Below are 18,616 nucleotides of genomic sequence, written 5' to 3' on the forward strand. Positions count from 1 at the left end.
TCAATCGACCGCGAAGAAGCGCTGGAAGTAATCGGCAGGGCAGTCCTCGCCGACCGGTAGGGAATCCGCCTCCACCCAAGCATGCGCCGCGAACGGCGGTTGCTTGCGCACACCCACGCACCAGGTGGGCCACTGGCCGCGCATCCGGCACAGCAGAACAGTCGCCAGGGACCTGGGCAGGCACCCCTTTCGGCCACCTGCGGTCAGGCTCACGGCCAGGACGGTGTCCAGGGCGGCCGCGGTCTGTGCCACCGAGGCCGGCCGTGCGCCACGGCGTACCTGGCGCAGCAGGGTGCGTATCCGGGAGGGCGACTGAGTCGCCAGCAGGTGGGCGCACCCCACGGCGAGGCGGGCCGCCAACCGGGTGGGCAGCGGTACGGAACGAGGCCGGTAGGGGACCGCTTCGGGCGTCGACATGGCCTTTCCTTCCTGCACGTTCGGACGTCGTGAGGGCAGTGCTCCGGCTGCTGGGTCCGCCGGCGCTCTGCCTGTCAGTTCTCGCTGATGAGCCCGGCCGATCGCAGCTCCGTGAGGATACGGTCGACGTCCTGATGGGCGAGGCTGTCGCTGACGTCGTACCGCTCGGTCAGGGCATGCACCGCCTCTTCCGTGCCCCGGCCCGCCAGCATCGTTTCCAGGACCACGGCGGCGGTGGGGTTGAGGGTCCAGTACTCGCCACTCTTCTCGTCCAGCAGGGCGAGGCCGTACTCGGTCTCGGCCATCATGATGCCGCCGCGCAACTCCAGGTTCATCGGAAGACCTCCGTAGCGAGGGACGTTTGTGGGTGGTGGCAGGGCTCGACGGGCGGGGCACAGGGAAATCGATCGGTGGCGTACGGGCCTTCGAGGCGCGCATGACCGGTGGCATGTGGCAGCTGACGCGTCAACCGTCCGAGTGGCGGTGCGACGTCTCCGAGGTACGCAGCCACACCTCACAGCCGACGGTCGGGTGAAGGAGGACGTTCTCCAGCTCCGCCGACACCGGGCCGGAGCACCAGGCTCGCCACACGTCCGCGTCGATCAGGCCCAGCTTGGCCAGCCGCGAGTCCTCGCACAGCGCCAGCAGCGCTTCACGGTGCCGCCGCAGCCCGACCTCCTCCTCCAGCGTGGCGTTGGCCTTGGTGGCGCGGGTGCGGCTGGCCTCGGGGACGACGCCGCGCATGGCCTCCACGACGAGCGGCTTGTACCGCCACGGAGTCACTCGCTCCTCCGGGCGCACCGCCAGGCCGGTTTCCACCACACGGTCGTCGTAGAAGGGGGAGGCGAAGAGGATGCCGCGCTGACGTGTCATCTGGTTCAGGTGCCTGGCGAACCGTGACACCGCTTGCATGGTGGCCAGTTCGCGGTGCTCCCCGTGCCCCGGCCCCAGGGGCCGCGCCACCACAGCCTCCTGCCGGATGAGTGAGCGCACCGCGTCGACGGCGTCCGCTGTGGCCCACGGAGGCATCCTGGCGGGCGAGCACCACTGGAACAACGGCTCCTCCAGCGATGGCAGCGGGCCGGTCAGATCGGTTGCGATCTGCTCCAGCCACGCCCCGTAGGGACGCCGGTCCAGCAACTGGCGTGTGGCTCGCCGCCGCGACCAGCGATATTTGGCCAGGTATCCGCGGGCGTGGCGGACAGCGGTGCGCGGGCGGCGCAGCAGCAGTTCGTGAACGCGGGCGGAGGCGCCGGCAAGCAGCTCGTCACCACCGAAACCGCTCAGGTGGACGGTGGATCCCCGGTCTGCGGCCAGGTGCAGAAGGCTCATACGTCGGTTGTGGTCCACGGCATACAGCGACGGGGCGTCCAGTACGTCGGTCAGAGTGTTCACACCGTCGAAGGTGAGCGGAAAGTCCTCGGCCGGAACGATGTGGTGCTCGATGCGCCCGCCGCCGCCCGCCGAGGACAGTTCCTCGACCGTGCGACGAGCCCAGTGGACGTCGTCGCCGCGAGGGTCGTGCGTCGCCGCGGTGTAGGCGACGACCTTGGCACCGGCAGACACCGCGGTGCACACCACGGCGGTCGAGTCCAGACCGCCGAGATCGGCTGTGACCACATCCCGGTCCCGGACACGGATCTCGACGGCTCGGCGCAGCTCGTTCCGCAACATCACCGCGCCCTCGGCCAACGGTACGTCGCGACGTGGCAACCACCACCAACGCTTCCGGTGTGCCCGGCCGTCGCGTTCCAGAACCAGGTAGTCGTGGCCGGGCAGGGCCTCCACTCCGCGCCACACAGGTCGCGCGGACAGCGGGTGGAGCACGCCGAGACTGAGCATCTGGAGGGCAAGCCGGCCCTCGTCGAGGGGTGCCCCGATGAGGTCGGCCAGGACATCGGCCCGGTCGGCCGCCAGGTGGGCCGAGTGCGCACCGCCATGGAACAGGGACCGGACACCGGTCACCGTGCCCTGAGCGCGTACCTGGCCGTGCAGACTGACGAGGAGGTGGTAACTGCCGTGCCAGGAGCGGGCGAAGCGGTCGAGGGAGGACAGATCGGTAGCCGCGGCAGCCGCGCGGGCCGCTTCCTCGGAGGTGACGGCGTGCTCACCCGACACCGCGAGACGCACTCCGCCGCACTCGCCGACAGTCAGCTCCCCTGGATTCCAGCGTCCCATCAACCACGGCCGGCCGGACGCATGCGGGTGGCTTTCGACGGCGTGCGGAAGAGCCCTGGCCGCCGCGGCTGCCGCCTCGTCGGTATCAGGCAGCACCACGAACCAGGTGGGCACCACGGTGAGCAACGCAGGGCTGTTCATGGACTCACGTACCTCCGGTCGATGGCGCGCCCGCCGGTGCGGGAAGGGTGGGCCGGGTGCAGCGGCGGAGGACAGTCGGGGACTGCCCTCCGCCGCCGTGGACGGGCCCTGATCACCTCACGCCGAAGGGACGAGAGAAGGGCCCGGTCGCCTCGGAGTCAGATGAGCTGGTGACCGCCGGTGAGGTCCTTGGCGGTGCCGCCGGCCAGGCCCGTCGTCTTGCGGAAACCGCCGGCCTTGGTGAGGGTCGGACGCTCGTACGTCATGGCCACACATCCTTTCGTTCGCGACGACATCAGCTGTCGCCGTTTCAGTCGTCTGAAGAGAACGTCGGCACAGGCACCTGCTCGAATCAGCCCGCTTTCACCACGGTTCCGGACCCGCGGACGGCCAATTCGGATAGTCACCCTAGGGGCAGTAATCAGATCACCACAACAGTGCGCGATGGGGGCGCCGAACTATGCGAGAAGTGAACTCTGCATCTCCTCGTGTGCAGATGCTTCCGAAAGCGTCAGAACGCGGGCCATGGCGAAGGGGTTTGCGGGTAGGAGGAGGGGTTTCCCCTCCGTTCCCCGAGTAAGATCAGATGCGTCCGAAGGCGCGCAAACCGACTAGCCGCACCCGGTTTTCGCAGGTCAACAGCTATTCTAAGATTCATGATCCATATCGACTGCTCTGGATCTCTCCGGGCCGAGGACCGCATGTCAAGGCGGGGAATGGCCGCAAGCTTCAACTGTAGAAGTTGCAATCATTGGCCTATGCCTCGGCTTGTTCTCCGGGTAATTTGCAACTCTGCCATGGGAATTGACAGAACCTTCATAAAAATTTCATGGCCGGATCGCTGGAGAGTTCCCGAGCGGCGAATCCGTAGCTCAGTCAGGAAGTCAAGGGCTGCTTCGGTGGGCGGTGGACGTTCGCCTGCCCTTCACGGATGTGGCGCGACGCCTTCGTCGACCGGCAGGGGTACGGGCTGATCAGAGCCGGGTTCCGGACCGGGGACTCCTGTCGGTCCCGCCGAACCGGCGGGACCCGCGCCGGAAACTGCGCTCGTGCCCGGGCCGGAGCCGGGGACGGTTCCGGAGCCCGCGTCCTGAGCGCGCATGTCTGCCTCACGCCCTCCTCGCGGGGCCGCCGGGCCCAGCCGGTGCAGCGCGACGTGCAGGACCGGGATCAGCACGCAGGTGACCGCGGCGCTCTGCCACAGCAGTGCGTCGAGGCGGCCGGCCGCCAGGTACGCTCCGGCGGCGACCGCGGCCAGCGCGCACACGCCGCGGTCGACGATGCTCTCCACCGACAGCAGCGTGGCGCGTGGCGCGTCCGCCGGGATGGCGTCGTTGACGAGTTTGCGCTGCACGGGATAGACGAACCCGGTGATCGCGGCGAACGCGCACAGCAGCGCCACCACGAGCCAGGGCCCCCCGAGGGCGGTGCCCGCAAGTGCCGCGGCGAGCGCCACGCTCAGCAGGGACACCCACATGGCCGGCGACACCCGGCGGCTCAGCCACTGGGGGCGGCCCGATGCCACCGCTTCGGCCACCGTCATGGCCGCGAGCACACTGCCGTGCGCGCTCTCCCCGATCCCGTGCTCCAGGAGGACCGGCTGGAAGAGGTTGACCTGGCAGATGCGCGACAGCGTGAACACCGCCACGCCCTGCACCATGAGCAGCGGCAGCCACGGCGATGCGCGCAGGGCACGCAGAGCGGCACCGGTGTCACGGAGGAGAGTTCCGCTGCGCCGCCCTGGCGTGCCCGGCCCGGTGCTCCTGCCGCGCGGCGCGAGGCGCGGCAGTGCGAGCGCACAGCCCAGCGACGCGGCCGCGCTCGCCGCGCTGAGCACGTACGGGGTCTGCGGAGCCAGCGCCATCAGCGGGCCGACGAGTGGCCAGCAGACCACTTTGGCGGCCAGGCCGAGGGACCGCGCGGTGCCCTCGGCCCTCAGATAGTGGGCATCGGCCCCCTCGGCGCGCAGGCCTTCGTAGAGGTAGGCGCTCGCCGCGCCCGAGGTGAGTGAGCGTCCGGCCGCTATGGCGAGGAAGTGCACGAGGAAGCCGGTGTACGAAGGGGCCAGCACCGGCGCCATGTTCGCCGCCGTCATGACGACCGCGCCCGCGCGCAGGCAGTTGAGGGCGCCGATGCGGTCGGCGACGGCACCCGTCGGTATCTCGAACAGGCAGAACGCTATGTAGTAGATGCTCTGAATGCCGAAGATCTGGCTGTCGGACAGACCGGCGTCGCGCTGGTAGGCGTAGAAGACCGGCATCCACCACAGCAGGTTGAACGACAGCTGGAACCCGTTGTTGAGACGGATGATGCGCCGGGCGACCGGCGAGGAGACCGGCCGCGCACGACGGCGCCGCAGGGCGGGCATACGGCGGCTCACCGGGCGTACGGGCGGACCTGGACCAGGTGGAACGCCCCTTGGTCCGTCATCAGCCACTCGATGTCCAGCGCGTCGTCGGAGTCGTCCTCGCTGAAATGGGACTGCAACAGGCGTCCGGTGAAGGCGAGTTGGGCGAGCGCCGAGCGCGTCCGGGACGGAAGGTCCTGGCCCGCCGAACCGATGTCCACCGTACGCCCTCCGCCCTCGACGGTGTTGTACAGGTACTGCTGCGGCAGGACGGTGCCGTCCACCACCCGCTCCGGCGAACCGGGCGTGCAGTTGACGTACACGTTGCGGAAGTCCTCCCGGCGGGTCGGGTTGCAGGTCACCAGCACACCGCCGAGGCGAGCGGGCACGTACTCCTGGACGATCACGCCCATGTAGGTGTCGTCCAGGGAGATGCCGGCCTGGTGCCGCAGACGCACGCTGCGCGGCGACAGCAGCGACGCCCACACCTGCCGCACGGCGTCCATGAGCTGTTCGCTCCCTCGCACGGTGGTCACCGAGTCGTAGATCCCCGCCGCGGAGAAGCCGGGCAGGTCCTCGGCGTTGGAGGAGGAGCGCGCCACCATGCGGCGGCCGTCGGCCGGCAACTCCGGTACCGCGCCTGTGATCGCCCGGGTGACCTCGTCGGGCATCGGCGTGCAGCGCACGAGGCGCTGGAGGTTCAGGCACAGCGCGTCCACGATGTCGAGCGCCTCGAGCTCGAGGGCCATCTTCAGCTTGCCGATGGCCTGTTGGAGCGAGGGGGAGGAGGTCAGGAACAGATGGTGGAGGTGGAACGGCAGTGCCACGCCCTGGGGGGCGCGGACCGTCCTGGCCACGTATTCGGCCGCGGCCGCGCGCAGTCGCTCCGGCGCGGCCCCCGGTTCGCCGAGCCGAGCGCCGAGGTGGCCGAGGAGATGGGGGCGCGGCGGGCGCGGGCGCGCGTAGAACGCCGTCAGGTCGGCGGTGCGGCTGTCCAGGACGTGGTGCAGTTCCCCGAGGTTGGCCGCCTTCGTGCCGTAACTGTCGCGGTCGGTGCGCCGCAGCCGGTCGAGGGCCAGGACCGGGGCCTGCCGCAGCAGCGGTGTCCCGATGCGGACGCGCTGCTGGTGCCAGGCGGGCCTCGTCAGGGCCGGCGGGCCGGGCAGCGGCTCCAGCGTGACGGAGTCCTCCCGGACCCGGTAACGCACCCAGGCACCGTCCAGGCCGTCGCGCCGCACGAGGTCGTCGAGGTCACGGACGATCGCGTTCGGGATGCCCCAGCCCGATGCCAGCACGTTGGTGTGCGAAAGCGGTGTGATGGGCGCGGTGTTGACGAATCCGGCGACCCTGGGCACGTCGTCGGGGAGGCGGGGCATCGCGACGATGTCCGACCAGCCGAGATCCGCGGCGGCGGCCTCGTACTCGGCCGTGGTGCGGAAGTGGCGCAGCCGGCCCTCGGCCTCCCCGGGGTTGAGGCAGGTGCGGGTGCGGTTGCCGAACAGCTCGTGGCTGAGGATGCGCGGTACGCGCGTCTCGCCGACCGATGCCAGTTCGTGCTCCTGGCCGTGGTTGGCGGGCTTGAGCAGCAGCGGCAGACGTCCGTCGACCCGCTCGCGCACATACAGGTAGAACTCCTCCAGCAGGGATCCCTGCATGGTGTCCGCCTCGGTGGTCTCCAGCACCAGGAAGGGACGCTCGGTGCCGTCCGCGTCGTCTTCGGTGTGAAGGGACAGCACCCCCAGGAGGAACCGGCGTTCGGGGTCCATGTACACGGACGCGTTGAACGCGTCGAGGTCCTCGTCGAGTTCGTCCAGGGTCATGCCGAGGACGCGGGTGGCGATGTAGTTGACGTGGAACGGGTGCACCCGTGTGTCGAGCAGGTGCCAGGTGCCGTGGGCACGGTCCACCACGATCTTCAGATACGGGTGTCCGGCAAGCACTCCGGACAGCGTCCGGAACAGGGGCAGCGACAGGTTGGCGCCGACGACGGTGCGGTCGCCCGCGGCCCCGGGGGCGCCGGCCTCGTCCAGGGTGAGGGTCATGCCCGCACCCCCTCGGTGAGGTACGTCGGCAGGATGTGCGGCAGTGCGTCCACCAGGGCGGTGAAGTCGCGGATGACGGTCTGCGGCCGGTCGGCGGACAGCAGGCACAGCCCCGCCATGGTGTTGGCGCCCGCGGCCGGGTCGTAGACCGGCACGGGTGTGCCGTCCGGCACCGAACTCTCGCGGACGACGGACAGCGTGCTGCCCGTGCCGACCGGAGCGGAGCGGATCACCGACGCGGAGTCCCACAGATGCCGGCGTGGCCAGGGGGCGCCCACACCGTCCACGGCGAGGACCACGAGGGAGCCGGCCGCGCCCTCGGCGTCCGCCGGCGTCAACGCCCGTGACGGCCAGCCGGCCGGCAGGCCGAGCAGCTGGTCGGTGAACACGGCGACCAGATCGAGCCCGAAGACCTCCTCGATCTGGGGCACCGTCATCGCACCGCCGAAGCGTGCCGCCGTCTCGATCACCCACATGCGGCCGTCCGCCCCGAGCTTGATCTCCGTGTGGGTGCCGCAGTTCTCCAGTCCGAGCGCCGTCACGGCCCGCCGGGCCAGCTCGACGATCCGGGCCTGGGCCCCCGCACCGACCGCGGCCGGGGTGATGCCGGCGCGTTCGGTGAACGGCGCCACCGTCGGCATGCGGCCGCTGAGACAGACGGGCCGGAAGACACCGTCCACGACCACGCCCTCGACGCTGACGTAGTCGCCCCAGCCCGATCCGTCGAACCACTCCTCGGCACAGCCGGTGACGATCTCCTCGACGATGAAGTCCTCGCCGGCACCGTCGACATGGAGCTCCGCGTACCCGAGCCGTGCCGACTCGGTCATCACCGCGCGCGACCGTCCCCAGGCGTCCCGCACGTCCGCGGGCCCTTCGATGATCTGGTGCGCGGTCGAACCGGCGCTCCAGGCCGCCTTCAGCAGCAGCGGACAGGACAACTCCACTGCCGCATTCCGCAGTTGGTCTGCCGTCGCGACGGCACGGAAGCGGGGCTGGGGTATGCCATGGCGTTCCCAGGCCGCGCGCATCAGCCGCTTGTCGCGGGCGAGGGCCGCGGCCGGCCCCGCGCCCCGCAGTCCGAGCCGCCGCGAGGCCTCGGCGACCGCGACCACCGCGTACTCCGAGAAGGTGATGACGGCGTCCGCGCCGACCTCGCGGGCACGGGACGCGATGAGTTCGACCAGGTCGTGTTCGTCCACGTCCCCGCGTGCGACGACCGAAGCGCACAACTCCGTCGCGACCGCCGCCGTATCGACGGGCAGGTCGCTGAGTGCCAGCAGGTGCACGGCTGACCTCGCGGCCACCCGGGGCAGGGCGTACCCCACCGGGGGGCCACCCTTGGCATGCACGTACAGCACCTTCGTCACGGAACTCCAACTCCTTCGTCTTCCCGGCGGTCTCGTTTCAAGCGAAGCAGCCCGGCTGCCCGTTTCCGGGGGTGCGAAGCGTCGACGTCTCAGGCAAATGCCTGACTGGTGACGGAGGTTGACGTCATGCGAAGGACCCGTGATGGGTTAACGCGCCGCGCGGGTCGCGCACTCGGCGCCCGGGCGGGTCTCGGACCGCCTTGCATGCCGCACGCGCCGACTGGACACGCATGAGGTGTTACTCAAAGTAATGTCGTGGAACGTTGAAGGAGTCGAGTCGTGGACGAGGCCGATTTCAAGACGCTGCTAGCGCCCCTCGCGGTGTCCTGGTGGGAAGCCGACGGCGGCTCGGAACTGGTCGACAGCGGGGGCGGCGCCTTCGCCGACGAGCGCATCGCCCGCCGTTTCCTGCGGGCCCTGTGCGCCGATCACGGCGGTCCGTCGCGGTTACCCGGCGACGGTCCCTATCGGGCGAGGTTCGAGGGCCGCACGTTCGACGTCAACTGGCCGGCCCGTGGAGACGACGCGCCCTCCCGCCGCAGCAGGGGAGTCGCGGTCGAGGTGGGCGGCGCGGCGGCCGCGACGGGACCGTACGCCTCCTTCGCCGACCTGAGCCCGGCGGCGGTGTTCGTCCGCGACGCCGACGGCCGCTATGTCTGGGCGAACCACGCCTACGCCCACCTGTACGGAACCACGCGCGACACCCTGATCGGCCGGCACCTCGCCGAGATCGACGGAGCCGAGGACGCGGCGCGGTTCCTCGCCCTCGACGAGGAGGTCCTCGGCGGCGGGCGCTCCGTGCGGCACACGCTCGACTACCGGCGCTCGGACGGCTCCTGCGGGCACGCCGCCGGATACCGCTTCCCCGTGCGCTGGGGCGCGCTGCGCTGCGTGGCGGGCATCTACGTCGACGTCACCGACTACACCCGCGCACTGGACCAGCGGCGCCGGGCCGAGACGGACCTGCGCGCGCTGCGGGACCACAGTGGCCTGGCCTGTCTGCGCCTGTCCGCGGACGGAGTGGTCAGGGACGCGGGCGCCGCCGCCGCCGAGCTGCTGCACGTCCGCCTGGGCGACCTCGTCGGATCGCCCGCCGACACGCTGCTGGCCCGGACGCCCGAACGGAAGGCGCTGTACCGGATCTGGGACGACCTCATCGCCGGCCGGCGCAGAAGCGCGCGCACCAGCGCCGTACTCGTCGACGGCGACCGCCGGCGCCGTGCCTGGATCCATCTGAGCGCCGTGCACCACGCCGCGGAACACCTGCCCGGTGTCTGGGCGGTCATCACCCGGCTCGGCCTGAGCCACGAGGCGCACCCACCGCTGACGGCCGCCCAGGTGCGGATACTCGCCCTGCTGGCCGCCGGCCACAGCAATGCGGACATCGCCGGAACCCTGCACCTCTCGCGGCAGACGGTCGACTACCACCTGAGCCGCCTGCGGCACCTCCTGGGAGTCGCGACCCGCCCGGCACTGGTCGCCCGCGCCTACGTGCTCGGCATCCTCTCCCCGCACTCCTGGCCGCCGCGCTCCACCACGGCGGCACACCCGCTCAGCCCCGCCTGACCGGTCGAGCCCCGTCGCCCGGGACGGCGCCGCGATCCCGAATGCGTGCGTACGCCCCTTCCGGCGTCGGCACCGTCCCGGGCAGCCCTTCACCTACGCGGCCCTCCCGCTCAAAAGGGGCCGCTGAGGTCGCCCAGTCTGTCGGTCAGGCGCAGGTTCTCGGAGTAGTCGACAGGGCAGGCGATCACGGAGACGGTCTGGTCGTCGAGGGCGCTGCGGAGCACGGGCAGGAGCTGATCGGCGGTCTCCACCCTGTAGCCGCGTGCGCCGAAGCTCTCGGCGTAGGCGACCAGGTCCGGGTTGGTGAACCGGGTGTTGCTGTGGCGGCCGAGTTCGAGTTCCATCTTCCAGGTGATCAGGCCGTACTCCTGGTCCACCAGGACGAGGACCACCAGGGGGACGCGTTCGCGGACGGCGGTCTCCAGTTCCTGGGAGTTCATCAGGAAGGAGCCGTCGCCCATCATCGCCAGGACGCGCCGGTCCGGCCTGGCCAGTTTGGCGGCGATGGCGCCCGGCAGCGCGAAGCCCATGGTGGACAGGCCGTTGGAGACCAGGCAGGTGTCCGGTTCGTAGGTCGGGTAGAGACGGGACATCCACATCTTCCCGGCGCCGGTGTCGGCGAGCACGACGTCGTGGCGGTCCAGGGCCGTGCGAACGTCCGCCACCACGCGCTGCGGGACCAGGGGGAACGCCTCGTTCTCGCGTCCGTACCGCAGTTCTTCGTCGATCAGCGCACGGATCTTCACACTGCTTGCCGAGTCGTAGGCGAGCGTGTCCGGCAGTGCCGCCGCGAGTGCGTCCAGTGCCTGCGAGGGGTCGCCTTGGACGCCGACCGCGACCGGGTAGCGGACGTCCACCTCGGCCGGGAAGCGGTGCACGTGCACGATCTGCTTGTCGCCGTTGGGATTGATCTTGGAAGGATCGAATTCCTGGATCTCGTAGCCGACACAGATCAGCACGTCGGCGGCGTCGAAGCCGAAGTTGGAGTAGTCGTGGCGCATGAAGCCGACCGCGCCGAGGGCGTTCGGGTGGTCGTCGGGGAAGACGCCCTTGCCATGGAAGGTGGTCGCGACCGGGATGTTCAGCCGCTCGGCGAACCGCACGAGAGCGTCCGACGCCCCGGCACGTGCGGCGCCGTGGCCGGCCAGCACGACAGGCCGCCGTGCCGATGTCAGCACCTCGACCGCCCGCGCGATCTGCGTGAGTGACGGCGCATCGCTGTGCACCGCGTCGATCTGCAGGGGTGTCAGATGCTCGGCGGGCCGCTCCGCTTCGATGTCCTCCGGCACGGCCAGGAACACGGCGCCGGGGCGCTCGCTCTGCGCGGTCTTGAACGCCTTGCGCACCATTTCAGGCACCGCGTCCGGACACTCCACGCGGGCCGCCCACTGGGTCACGGGAGCGAACATCGACACCAGGTCGATGACCTGGTGCGACTCCTTGTGAACGCGGCGCAGCGACCCCTGGGCGGCCAGGGCCACCATCGGCGCGCTGTTGGTCATGGCATCCGCTGTGCCCAGCAGCAGATTGATCGCGCCGGGGCCCAGCGTGGCCGAACACACGCCGGCCCGCCCGGTGAGCCGACCGTAGATCTCCGCCATGAACGAGGCGGCCTGCTCGTGGCGCACCAGGACGTACCGGATTCCGGAGCCGTTCAGCGCGTCGACGAAGCGGATGTTCTCCTCACCGGGGATCCCGAAGACGTACTCCACGCCCTCGGCCCGCAGACAACGCACCAGCAGGTGCGCGACGTCCTCCACTGCTGTCGTGTCCCGCGACCCGGTCGCGCTTTCGGTGCCCATGGGACGAACGTAGGCACGCCTGCCCACCCCGGCCACTCACCGTCCACCGAAGGGGGAGCCCCGGAGGGCTGCCGACCTCGTGTGACCGTCCTGGCGCCATTCGGAAGCGTTGCGGTGGCGCCCGCGGCAGGCGGTCCGCAGGCTGGAGCCGGATGTGGACGCGCCGCCTTCGTCCGAACGGCGGCAGGACTCCGGGAGGACCGTGTGACCGCTTCGTCGCCCGCCACCGACGCACCACCGGCCCGGTACGACGACCTGCGGGCCCTGGTGATCAACTGCACCCTCAAACGCTCGCCGGAGCCGAGCAACACCCAGGGGCTGATCGACCGGAGCACCGCGATCATGGATGCCCAGGGCGTGCACGTCGACGTCGTACGGGCCGTGGACCACGACATCGCCACCGGGGTGTGGCCCGACATGCGGGAGCACGGCTGGGAGACGGACGCCTGGCCGGACCTGTACCGGCAGGTCATGGCGGCCGACATCCTGGTGCTGGCCGGACCCATCTGGCTGGGCGACAACGGTTCCGTGACCAAGCAGGTGATCGAGCGCCTCTACGCCTGCTCCAGCCTGCTCAACGAAGCGGGCCAGTACGCCTACTACGGCCGGGTGGGCGGCTGTCTGATCACCGGCAACGAGGACGGCGTCAAACACTGCGCCATGAACGTCCTCTACAGCCTGCAGCACCTCGGGTACACCATCCCGCCCCAGGCGGACGCCGGCTGGATCGGGGAGGCGGGCCCCGGCCCCTCGTACCTCGATCCCGGATCGGGCGGCCCGGAGAACGACTTCACCAACCGCAACACCACCTTCATGACCTGGAACCTGCTGCATCTGGCCCGGGCGCTGAAGGACCGCGGTGGCATCCCCGCCTACGGCAACCAGCGCACCGCATGGGACGCCGGCTGCCGCCACGACTACGAGAACCCCGAGCACCGGTAAAGAGATGCCGAGGGCAAGCGGCGAACGGCCGTCGGGTCCGGTCCCGTCCGGTGGATCGCGACGCCGGGGACCGGTCGGGAAACGAACACGGGAGCGACTGAAGCGTGTGCCGGCCACCGGGGCGGCCGCGCTGGCCACGGCCGCCACTCGTGCCCGTACGGCGGCACGGCGCGTCGGGCGGCTGCCCCCGCCCCCGGGGCCGTTCCGGCCGGATTTCTGGCGCAGCCCGATCCGCGGGCCCTGGCTGACTTCGGTCTTCGGCCTGGTCCTCCTGATCGGCATTCCGGTGCTCTTCGTCACCGGACTGCTCTCCTACGCCTCCTACAACCCCGGGCTGAGCCCCCTCAACGACGAGACCCCCGACAAGGGCCTACTGGGCTTCTACCTCTTCAGCTGGCCCACGCACCCCTACTGGCTCTACCGGCTGCTCCAGGGCGTGCACGTGACGCTGGGGGTGGTCCTGGTACCTGCGCTGCTGGCCAAGTTGTGGTCGGTGATCCCGAAGCTGTTCGAGTGGCTTCCCGTACGATCCGTCGCCCACGGGCTGGAGCGGCTGTCCCTGCTGATGCTGGTCGGCGGCGTCATCTTCGAATTCGTCACCGGCATCCTCAACATCCAGCTCTACTACGTCTTCCCGGGCTCGTTCTACCGCCTGCACTTCTACGGCGCCTGGGTGTTCATCGCCGCCTTCGCCGTCCACGTGTGCCTCAGACTCGGCCGGATGACACGGGCCCTGCGCTCACGCGGCCTGAGGACCGAACTGCGCACCGGCCTCTCCCACACCGTGCCCGAACCCCCCGACCCCGACGGCCTGGTGGCGGTCTCCCCGGCCGCACCGACGATGAGCCGCCGCGGCGCGGTGGGCATGGTGGGAGCGGGCTCGCTGCTCCTGCTCGTCGTGACCGCCGGCCAGAGCATCGGCGGCCGGCTGCGCGGCACCGCACTCCTCGCACCGCACAACCGCGATCCAGGCAGCGGCCCGAACGGCTTCCAGATCAACAAGACGGCGACGGCCGTCGGTGTCACCCCCGCGCTGGTCGGTCCCGACTGGCGACTGGAGGTGCACGGACGCGGAGCGCCACTGAGCCTCACCCGCGAGCAGTTGCTGGCCATGCCCCAGCACGCCGCCGCACTGCCGATCGCCTGCGTGGAAGGGTGGTCCACCGACGACCAGCACTGGAGCGGCCTGAGACTGGCCGACCTCGCCGCCCTGGCCGGGCGGCCCGACGCCGGCAGTGTCCTCGTCGAGTCGGTCCAACCCCCCGGCCCGTTCACCAGGGTGGTGCTGCGGGACAACCAGATCCGCGATCCCCGGGCACTGCTGGCCCTCCGCGTCAACGGCGCGGACCTCTCGCTCGACCACGGCTACCCGGCCCGCGTCATCGTCCCGGCCAACCCCGGCGTGAACAACACCAAGTGGGTCGGCCGACTCACCTTCAGGGCGTGACCATGGCACGATTCGTCCGCTGGTACGGTTCCGGCCCGCTGCATCTGCTGGTCCTGATCGCCTCGTTCGCCCTCACCGGCTACGCCATGGTGCGCCTGTTCGCCGTCCGCCCGTGGGAGGTGGCGATCTGGTTCGTCGGTGCGGCCGTCCTCCACGACCTGCTCCTGCTGCCCCTGTACTCGCTGGCCGACCTGTCGGCCGTCTCGGTACTGCGGCACCGTCCGGCCGACCGGCCGACGGTGCCGTGGATCAATCACCTGCGCGTCCCGGCCTTCCTGTCCGGTCTGCTCCTGCTGGTCTGGTTCCCCCTCGTCCTCCGTCTCGCGGCGCCCTACCCCGGGGACACCGGGCTGTCCGACAGCGTCTACCTCGGCCGATGGCTGGCGATCACCGGCGTGCTCTTCGCCGCCTCCGCAGTCGCCTTCGCGATCAGACTTCGCCGCGCCCGCCGAGCCGGCCGCGGTGACGAGCGGCGGCCCGCCACCGGTCGTGGCGCCACACCGTGACGACCGACGAGGAGGAGCTGTACGCCGCCGACGAGGATCCCTACGCCCTGGCGCTGCGCCCCGGCCGTGGCCCGGTGTTCCTGCGGCTGCTCGACGGGCGCCGGATCCCGATGCCGGTGCACCGCTGGCACCAGCCTCCCGGGGTGGCCGAGGAGACCGTCCTGGAACGCTGCGTCGGACCCGTCCTGGATGTCGGCTGCGGCCCGGGCCGGTTGTGCAGAGAACTCCTGAGCCGGGGAGTCTTCGCCCTCGGCGTCGACATCGCGCCTCGCGCGGTCGCGCTGACCACCGCCCTGGGCGGGCTGGCACTGCGCCGATCCGTCTTCGACCGGCTGCCGGCGGAGAGAGGCTGGCGGACGGTCCTGCTCATCGACGGCAACATCGGCATCGGCGGGGATCCCCGCAGCCTGCTGGATCGCTGTCGCGGGCTCATCGCCCCGACCGGACGGCTCGTCATCGAGATCGAGCCCCACGACGTGGAAGAACTCTGCACCGGCCGCCTCGAGGACCTCCACGGCCGCAGTGGACCCCCCTTCCCCTGGGCGCTGCTCGGACCCCGAGCGCTCCGGAGAGCCGCCGAGAACGTCGCCCTGAACGTCACCGACCAGTGGACGAGCGGGCACCGATGTTTCGCCACCCTGGCCCACCGCTGATCACTCGGCAGCCCCCCACCACTGAGAGGAGCCGGCGCAGGGGAGCCGGGCCGGCCGAGATGACCCCGCTCGGGCGTGCCGTGCCCGGCACCCGGCCCGACGGGCCCTGCCGCCGAGGGAAGTTCGGCCCTATGGCCCAGGACGGCTCCCCGGAATGATCGACGTGCCGTCCCGGATCGGTACGCCGGATCCCGGCAGCGACGGCGAGCGCCGTCCCGCCACCAGCCCACAACTCAGAGGAGTCCCATGCTTTCGCCCGAGTCGGCCGCTGTCGTCCGCGCCACCCTGCCCGCCGTCGGCGGTGCCCTGGACGAGATCACGGCGCGCTTCTACGGCTCCATGTTCGCCGAACAACCCGAGCTGCTGGACGGCCTGTTCAACCGGGGCAACCAGGCCAGCGGCGAGCAGCGCCGGGCCCTGGCCGGATCCATCGCCGGCTTTGCCCAGGCCCTGCTGGCCGACCCCGACGCCCGCCCGGACGCCCTTCTCGCCCGCATCGCCCACAAGCATGCCGCGCTCGGCGTCACCGAGGACCAGTACACCATCGTCCACAAGTACCTCTTCCGCGCGATCGGCGACGTCCTGGGCGAGGCGGTCACCGCGGAGGTGGCCGCGGCCTGGGACGAGGTGTACTGGCTGATGGCCGGCGCTCTCATAGCCATGGAGGCTCGCCTCTATCAGCAGGCGCGGGTCGACCCGCGCAGGCCGTGGCGCCGGTGGACCGTCGTGGAGCGGCGCGAGGAGACCCGCGACGTGGCCTCCTTCCTGCTGCGCCCGGCCGACGACGGCCCCCTGCCCCGGGCGCGCGCCGGCCAGTACGTCAGCGTCCGGATGCTCATGCCCGACGGCATCCACCAGACCCGGCAGTACAGCCTGTCCAACGCTCCCGGCGACCGCGAGCGGCGTATCACCGTCAAGCGGGTGGCGAGCGCCGCCGACGCCCCCGAGGGCGAGGTCTCGAACCAGCTGCACCGTACCGTTCGAGTCGGTGACGAGCTCACCCTGTCGGCCCCGTTCGGAGACGTGGTTCTCGACGACGCCGACAGCCCGCTCGTGCTGGTCTCGGCCGGCATCGGCTGCACCCCGATGGTGGGCATGCTCGAACACCTCGCGGCCACCGGCTCGACCCGGCAGGTGTGGGTCCTGCACGCCGACCGCGCTCCGGCCGACCACGCCCTGCGCGCCGACACCCGGCGCCTGGTGGAGCAACTGCCCGGGGCCAAGGCCGAGTTCTGGTACGAGCAGGACGCAACCGAGGAACCCGGCTCCCACGCGGGCCTGATGAACCTCGACGGCCTGGACGTCCCCACCGACGCCGACGTCCACCTGTGCGGCGCGCTCCCCTTCATGCGCGCGGCCCGCACGCAGCTGCTGCGGGCCGGTGTCCCCGCGCGCAGCATCCGGTACGAGGTCTTCGGCCCCGACCTGTGGCTGGCCCACGCCGAGGGCTGAGAACCCGCGCGCAAAGGCCACCCGCCTGCCGGACCGTCTCAGGTCCGTCCCCCGCCCGCGTGCCGCCGAGGAGAGCGGCACGCGGGCGGGTGCATCAGGAGATCTTGGCGACCGTCAGCAGCACGGCTGCGTCTTCGAGGGCCTCCAGGCCGTGGCGCGCGGGCGGCACGAGGAGCAGGTCCCCGGTCATCCCCTCCCATACGTCGTCGCCGCTGCGCAGCCGTACTCGACCGTGCAGGACCTGCACCGTGGCCTCGCCCGGATTCTCGTGTTCGGCGAGAACGGTGCCGGCGCGCAGCGCGATGAGCGTCTGGCGCAGGACGTGTTCGTGGCCGCCGTGGACGGTCTCGGCACTGCGGCCGTTGGCGGACGCGACGGCCCGCTCCAGGTGTTCGCGGGCTTGGGCGGCGAGGGAGAACTTCCGCATGGCGGTCGTGTGCCCTTTCTGTGTCTGCAGCGAACGCCCGATGCGGCTCCGGTGGGGTCCGCTGATACCGCTTCGATTCGACGGGCACCGGCAGCAGCCGGACCCGTGCCGGCGCGATGGCACCCTGGTGCCACGGAACCACACGAGCGGGCCCGTGTCGTCCGGGCCTGCTCCCGGCCGGGTGGGCGCGCAGAGGTGGCACCGCCACCTGGCGTCCGCCCGCCACGGGAGCCGGCGCCGTCCTGGCGAGATCTCGGGGGCGGCCTCGGGTGCGGACGTCGGCGGGTGCGCGAACACGCCGCGGACGACCACACGCGGTGGGGCGAGCCGGCCGGGCGGGCCGTGCTCAGGCCGCACGTCGAGTGCGCGGCTCGGAGACCGAGGCGCCGCGTACGACCGGCGGGGGAGTGGACGTGCGCCGCCGGTAGACCACGTACGGGCGGGTCAGATAGCCGATCGGGGCGCTCCACACGTGGACGAGGCGGGTGAACGGCCAGGCGGCGAGGAGCAGGCAGGCGCTGAGCGCGTGCAGCCGCGACTACGTCAAGGACGTCATCGACCGCGTCCCCGGCCTGGCGGTCCGCGCCGGTGCCGTACGCCGGCAGCCGACTGGACATGGGAGGGCTGAGCAGCGGTCGTTCAGGCAGGATAGGGGTCGTAACAATCCAGGGCCGGACGGTAGAGCACCCGCCAAGTGCGCCCTTCGACAACACCGCTGACAGGCAGGCCGTGGCAGCCCTGGATCCATTCGATCTTCTTCAACATCGCGGACCCGAAAACGCCGTCGAGTGCCAGCTTGAGAGGCCGGCCTCCCCACACGTTGCTCAGGCACTGGGCCTGCTTGACCGCCGCGCCGGTGTCGCCGAACGTGAGCGTCGGCAGCTGCGTCGAGGTCACATAGGAACAGCGAGCGTCAGTTGCCTCGGCGACACGAGGCGTAGCGAGGCCGAGTGCCGCGGCTGTGCACACCGCCACGCTCAAAGGGACCCATGGTCTCTGTCTCATGCGGCTCCTTCCGGTCCGGCCGATGTTCGGCAGGATCGCCGTCCAGAGGCGGAGATTCCTCCATGATCCCGCACATCGGGCAGCGTCCGCGAGTTGCGACACGGCGCGTCTTGATCCCGCTCACTGTTCTCGGGGCTCTCGGGTTCAGCGCAGGCGCAGCCACGGCCTGCAGCAGTGCGTGGCCGACATCGAGTCCGGCCCGAAGAGCGGTGAGGACGCGGGGGCGTTGCGCGCGCGGATGGAGGAGCTGTTCCTTTCTCCGGCCTGACGAATGCCGGTCGAACACTCATCGAAGGGTGCACGCATGATCGCCGCTTCCGC

At 71.0% G+C, this 18,616-nt stretch carries 16 protein-coding genes and 2 pseudogenes; 7 read left to right on the forward strand and 11 right to left on the reverse strand.

Annotated features, from left to right (window positions below):
• The 7 genes from AC07CM_RS21960 to AC07CM_RS21990 all read right to left on the reverse strand — a co-directional run bounded on the left by AC07CM_RS21960 (nucleotide 1) and on the right by AC07CM_RS21990 (nucleotide 8,495).
• Nucleotides 1-417, reverse strand: a complete 417-nt coding sequence (locus tag AC07CM_RS21960) for a lasso peptide biosynthesis B2 protein (protein WP_478878110.1) — start codon at nucleotides 415-417, stop codon at nucleotides 1-3.
• 74 nt (nucleotides 418-491) lie between these two features.
• Nucleotides 492-752: a lasso peptide biosynthesis PqqD family chaperone gene (locus AC07CM_RS21965; RefSeq protein WP_478878111.1), complete on the reverse strand. Its 261-nt coding sequence runs from the start codon at nucleotides 750-752 to the stop codon at nucleotides 492-494.
• Nucleotides 753-882: 130 nt separating this feature from the next.
• Nucleotides 883-2,736: an asparagine synthase-related protein gene (locus tag AC07CM_RS21970; RefSeq protein WP_478878112.1), complete on the reverse strand. Its 1,854-nt coding sequence runs from the start codon at nucleotides 2,734-2,736 to the stop codon at nucleotides 883-885.
• A 158-nt stretch (nucleotides 2,737-2,894) separates the two neighbouring features.
• A complete protein-coding gene (locus tag AC07CM_RS21975; RefSeq protein ID WP_116152784.1) occupies nucleotides 2,895-3,002 on the reverse strand; it encodes a keywimysin-related RiPP in 108 nt (35 codons plus the stop codon).
• A 659-nt stretch (nucleotides 3,003-3,661) separates the two neighbouring features.
• Nucleotides 3,662-5,116, reverse strand: a complete 1,455-nt coding sequence (locus AC07CM_RS21980) for an MFS transporter (RefSeq protein ID WP_478878113.1) — start codon at nucleotides 5,114-5,116, stop codon at nucleotides 3,662-3,664.
• On the reverse strand, nucleotides 5,113-7,125 hold the full coding sequence (locus AC07CM_RS21985; RefSeq protein ID WP_478878114.1) for a PEP/pyruvate-binding domain-containing protein: 2,013 nt from the start codon (nucleotides 7,123-7,125) through the stop codon (nucleotides 5,113-5,115). The genes AC07CM_RS21980 and AC07CM_RS21985 overlap by 4 nt, the downstream gene beginning before the upstream one ends.
• A complete protein-coding gene (locus AC07CM_RS21990; RefSeq protein ID WP_478878115.1) occupies nucleotides 7,122-8,495 on the reverse strand; it encodes an ATP-grasp domain-containing protein in 1,374 nt (457 codons plus the stop codon). The genes AC07CM_RS21985 and AC07CM_RS21990 overlap by 4 nt, the downstream gene beginning before the upstream one ends.
• Nucleotides 8,496-8,774: 279 nt before the next feature.
• Between AC07CM_RS21990 and AC07CM_RS21995 the strand changes: the two genes are divergently transcribed.
• On the forward strand, nucleotides 8,775-10,061 hold the full coding sequence (locus AC07CM_RS21995) for a PAS domain-containing protein (RefSeq protein ID WP_478878116.1): 1,287 nt from the start codon (nucleotides 8,775-8,777) through the stop codon (nucleotides 10,059-10,061).
• Between the two features lie 110 nt (nucleotides 10,062-10,171).
• Here the strand turns inward: AC07CM_RS21995 and AC07CM_RS22000 are convergent, their stop codons facing one another.
• Nucleotides 10,172-11,863 carry an acetolactate synthase large subunit gene (locus tag AC07CM_RS22000; RefSeq protein WP_478878117.1) on the reverse strand — a complete coding sequence of 564 codons (1,692 nt, stop codon included), beginning with the start codon at nucleotides 11,861-11,863 and terminating at the stop codon, nucleotides 10,172-10,174.
• A gap of 204 nt (nucleotides 11,864-12,067) precedes the next feature.
• Between AC07CM_RS22000 and AC07CM_RS22005 the strand changes: the two genes are divergently transcribed.
• From AC07CM_RS22005 to AC07CM_RS22025, 5 genes are all read left to right on the forward strand, one after another.
• A complete protein-coding gene (locus tag AC07CM_RS22005; RefSeq protein ID WP_478878118.1) occupies nucleotides 12,068-12,805 on the forward strand; it encodes a flavodoxin family protein in 738 nt (245 codons plus the stop codon).
• 106 nt (nucleotides 12,806-12,911) lie between these two features.
• A complete protein-coding gene (locus AC07CM_RS22010; protein WP_478878119.1) occupies nucleotides 12,912-14,252 on the forward strand; it encodes a molybdopterin-dependent oxidoreductase in 1,341 nt (446 codons plus the stop codon).
• 2 nt (nucleotides 14,253-14,254) lie between these two features.
• Entirely contained in the window at nucleotides 14,255-14,758 is a 504-nt protein-coding gene (locus AC07CM_RS22015; RefSeq protein WP_478878308.1) for a hypothetical protein, read from the forward strand.
• On the forward strand, nucleotides 14,755-15,411 hold the full coding sequence (locus tag AC07CM_RS22020; protein WP_478878120.1) for a class I SAM-dependent methyltransferase: 657 nt from the start codon (nucleotides 14,755-14,757) through the stop codon (nucleotides 15,409-15,411). Before AC07CM_RS22015 ends, AC07CM_RS22020 begins: the two co-directional genes overlap by 4 nt.
• A 246-nt stretch (nucleotides 15,412-15,657) precedes the next feature.
• Nucleotides 15,658-16,863 (forward strand): globin domain-containing protein, encoded by a 1,206-nt coding sequence (locus AC07CM_RS22025; protein WP_478878121.1) that lies wholly within the window; start codon nucleotides 15,658-15,660, stop codon nucleotides 16,861-16,863.
• Nucleotides 16,864-16,957: 94 nt separating this feature from the next.
• Here AC07CM_RS22025 and AC07CM_RS22030 read toward each other — a convergent pair whose 3' ends face one another.
• From AC07CM_RS22030 to AC07CM_RS22040, 3 genes and pseudogenes are all read right to left on the reverse strand, one after another.
• Nucleotides 16,958-17,290 carry a cupin domain-containing protein gene (locus tag AC07CM_RS22030; RefSeq protein WP_478878122.1) on the reverse strand — a complete coding sequence of 111 codons (333 nt, stop codon included), beginning with the start codon at nucleotides 17,288-17,290 and terminating at the stop codon, nucleotides 16,958-16,960.
• A gap of 346 nt (nucleotides 17,291-17,636) precedes the next feature.
• Nucleotides 17,637-17,825 (reverse strand): annotated as a pseudogene (locus AC07CM_RS22035) (respiratory nitrate reductase subunit gamma); the annotation flags it as partial.
• Between the two features lie 104 nt (nucleotides 17,826-17,929).
• Nucleotides 17,930-18,187, reverse strand: coding sequence for a peptidoglycan-binding domain-containing protein (locus AC07CM_RS22040; protein ID WP_478878123.1), 258 nt, complete (start codon nucleotides 18,185-18,187; stop codon nucleotides 17,930-17,932).
• 271 nt (nucleotides 18,188-18,458) lie between these two features.
• Here AC07CM_RS22040 and AC07CM_RS22045 point away from each other — a divergent pair.
• Nucleotides 18,459-18,563, forward strand: a pseudogene (locus AC07CM_RS22045) (transcriptional regulator); the annotation flags it as partial.
• Nucleotides 18,564-18,616 lie beyond the last annotated feature (53 nt).

The organism is Streptomyces sp. NPDC044061, assembly GCF_056434305.1.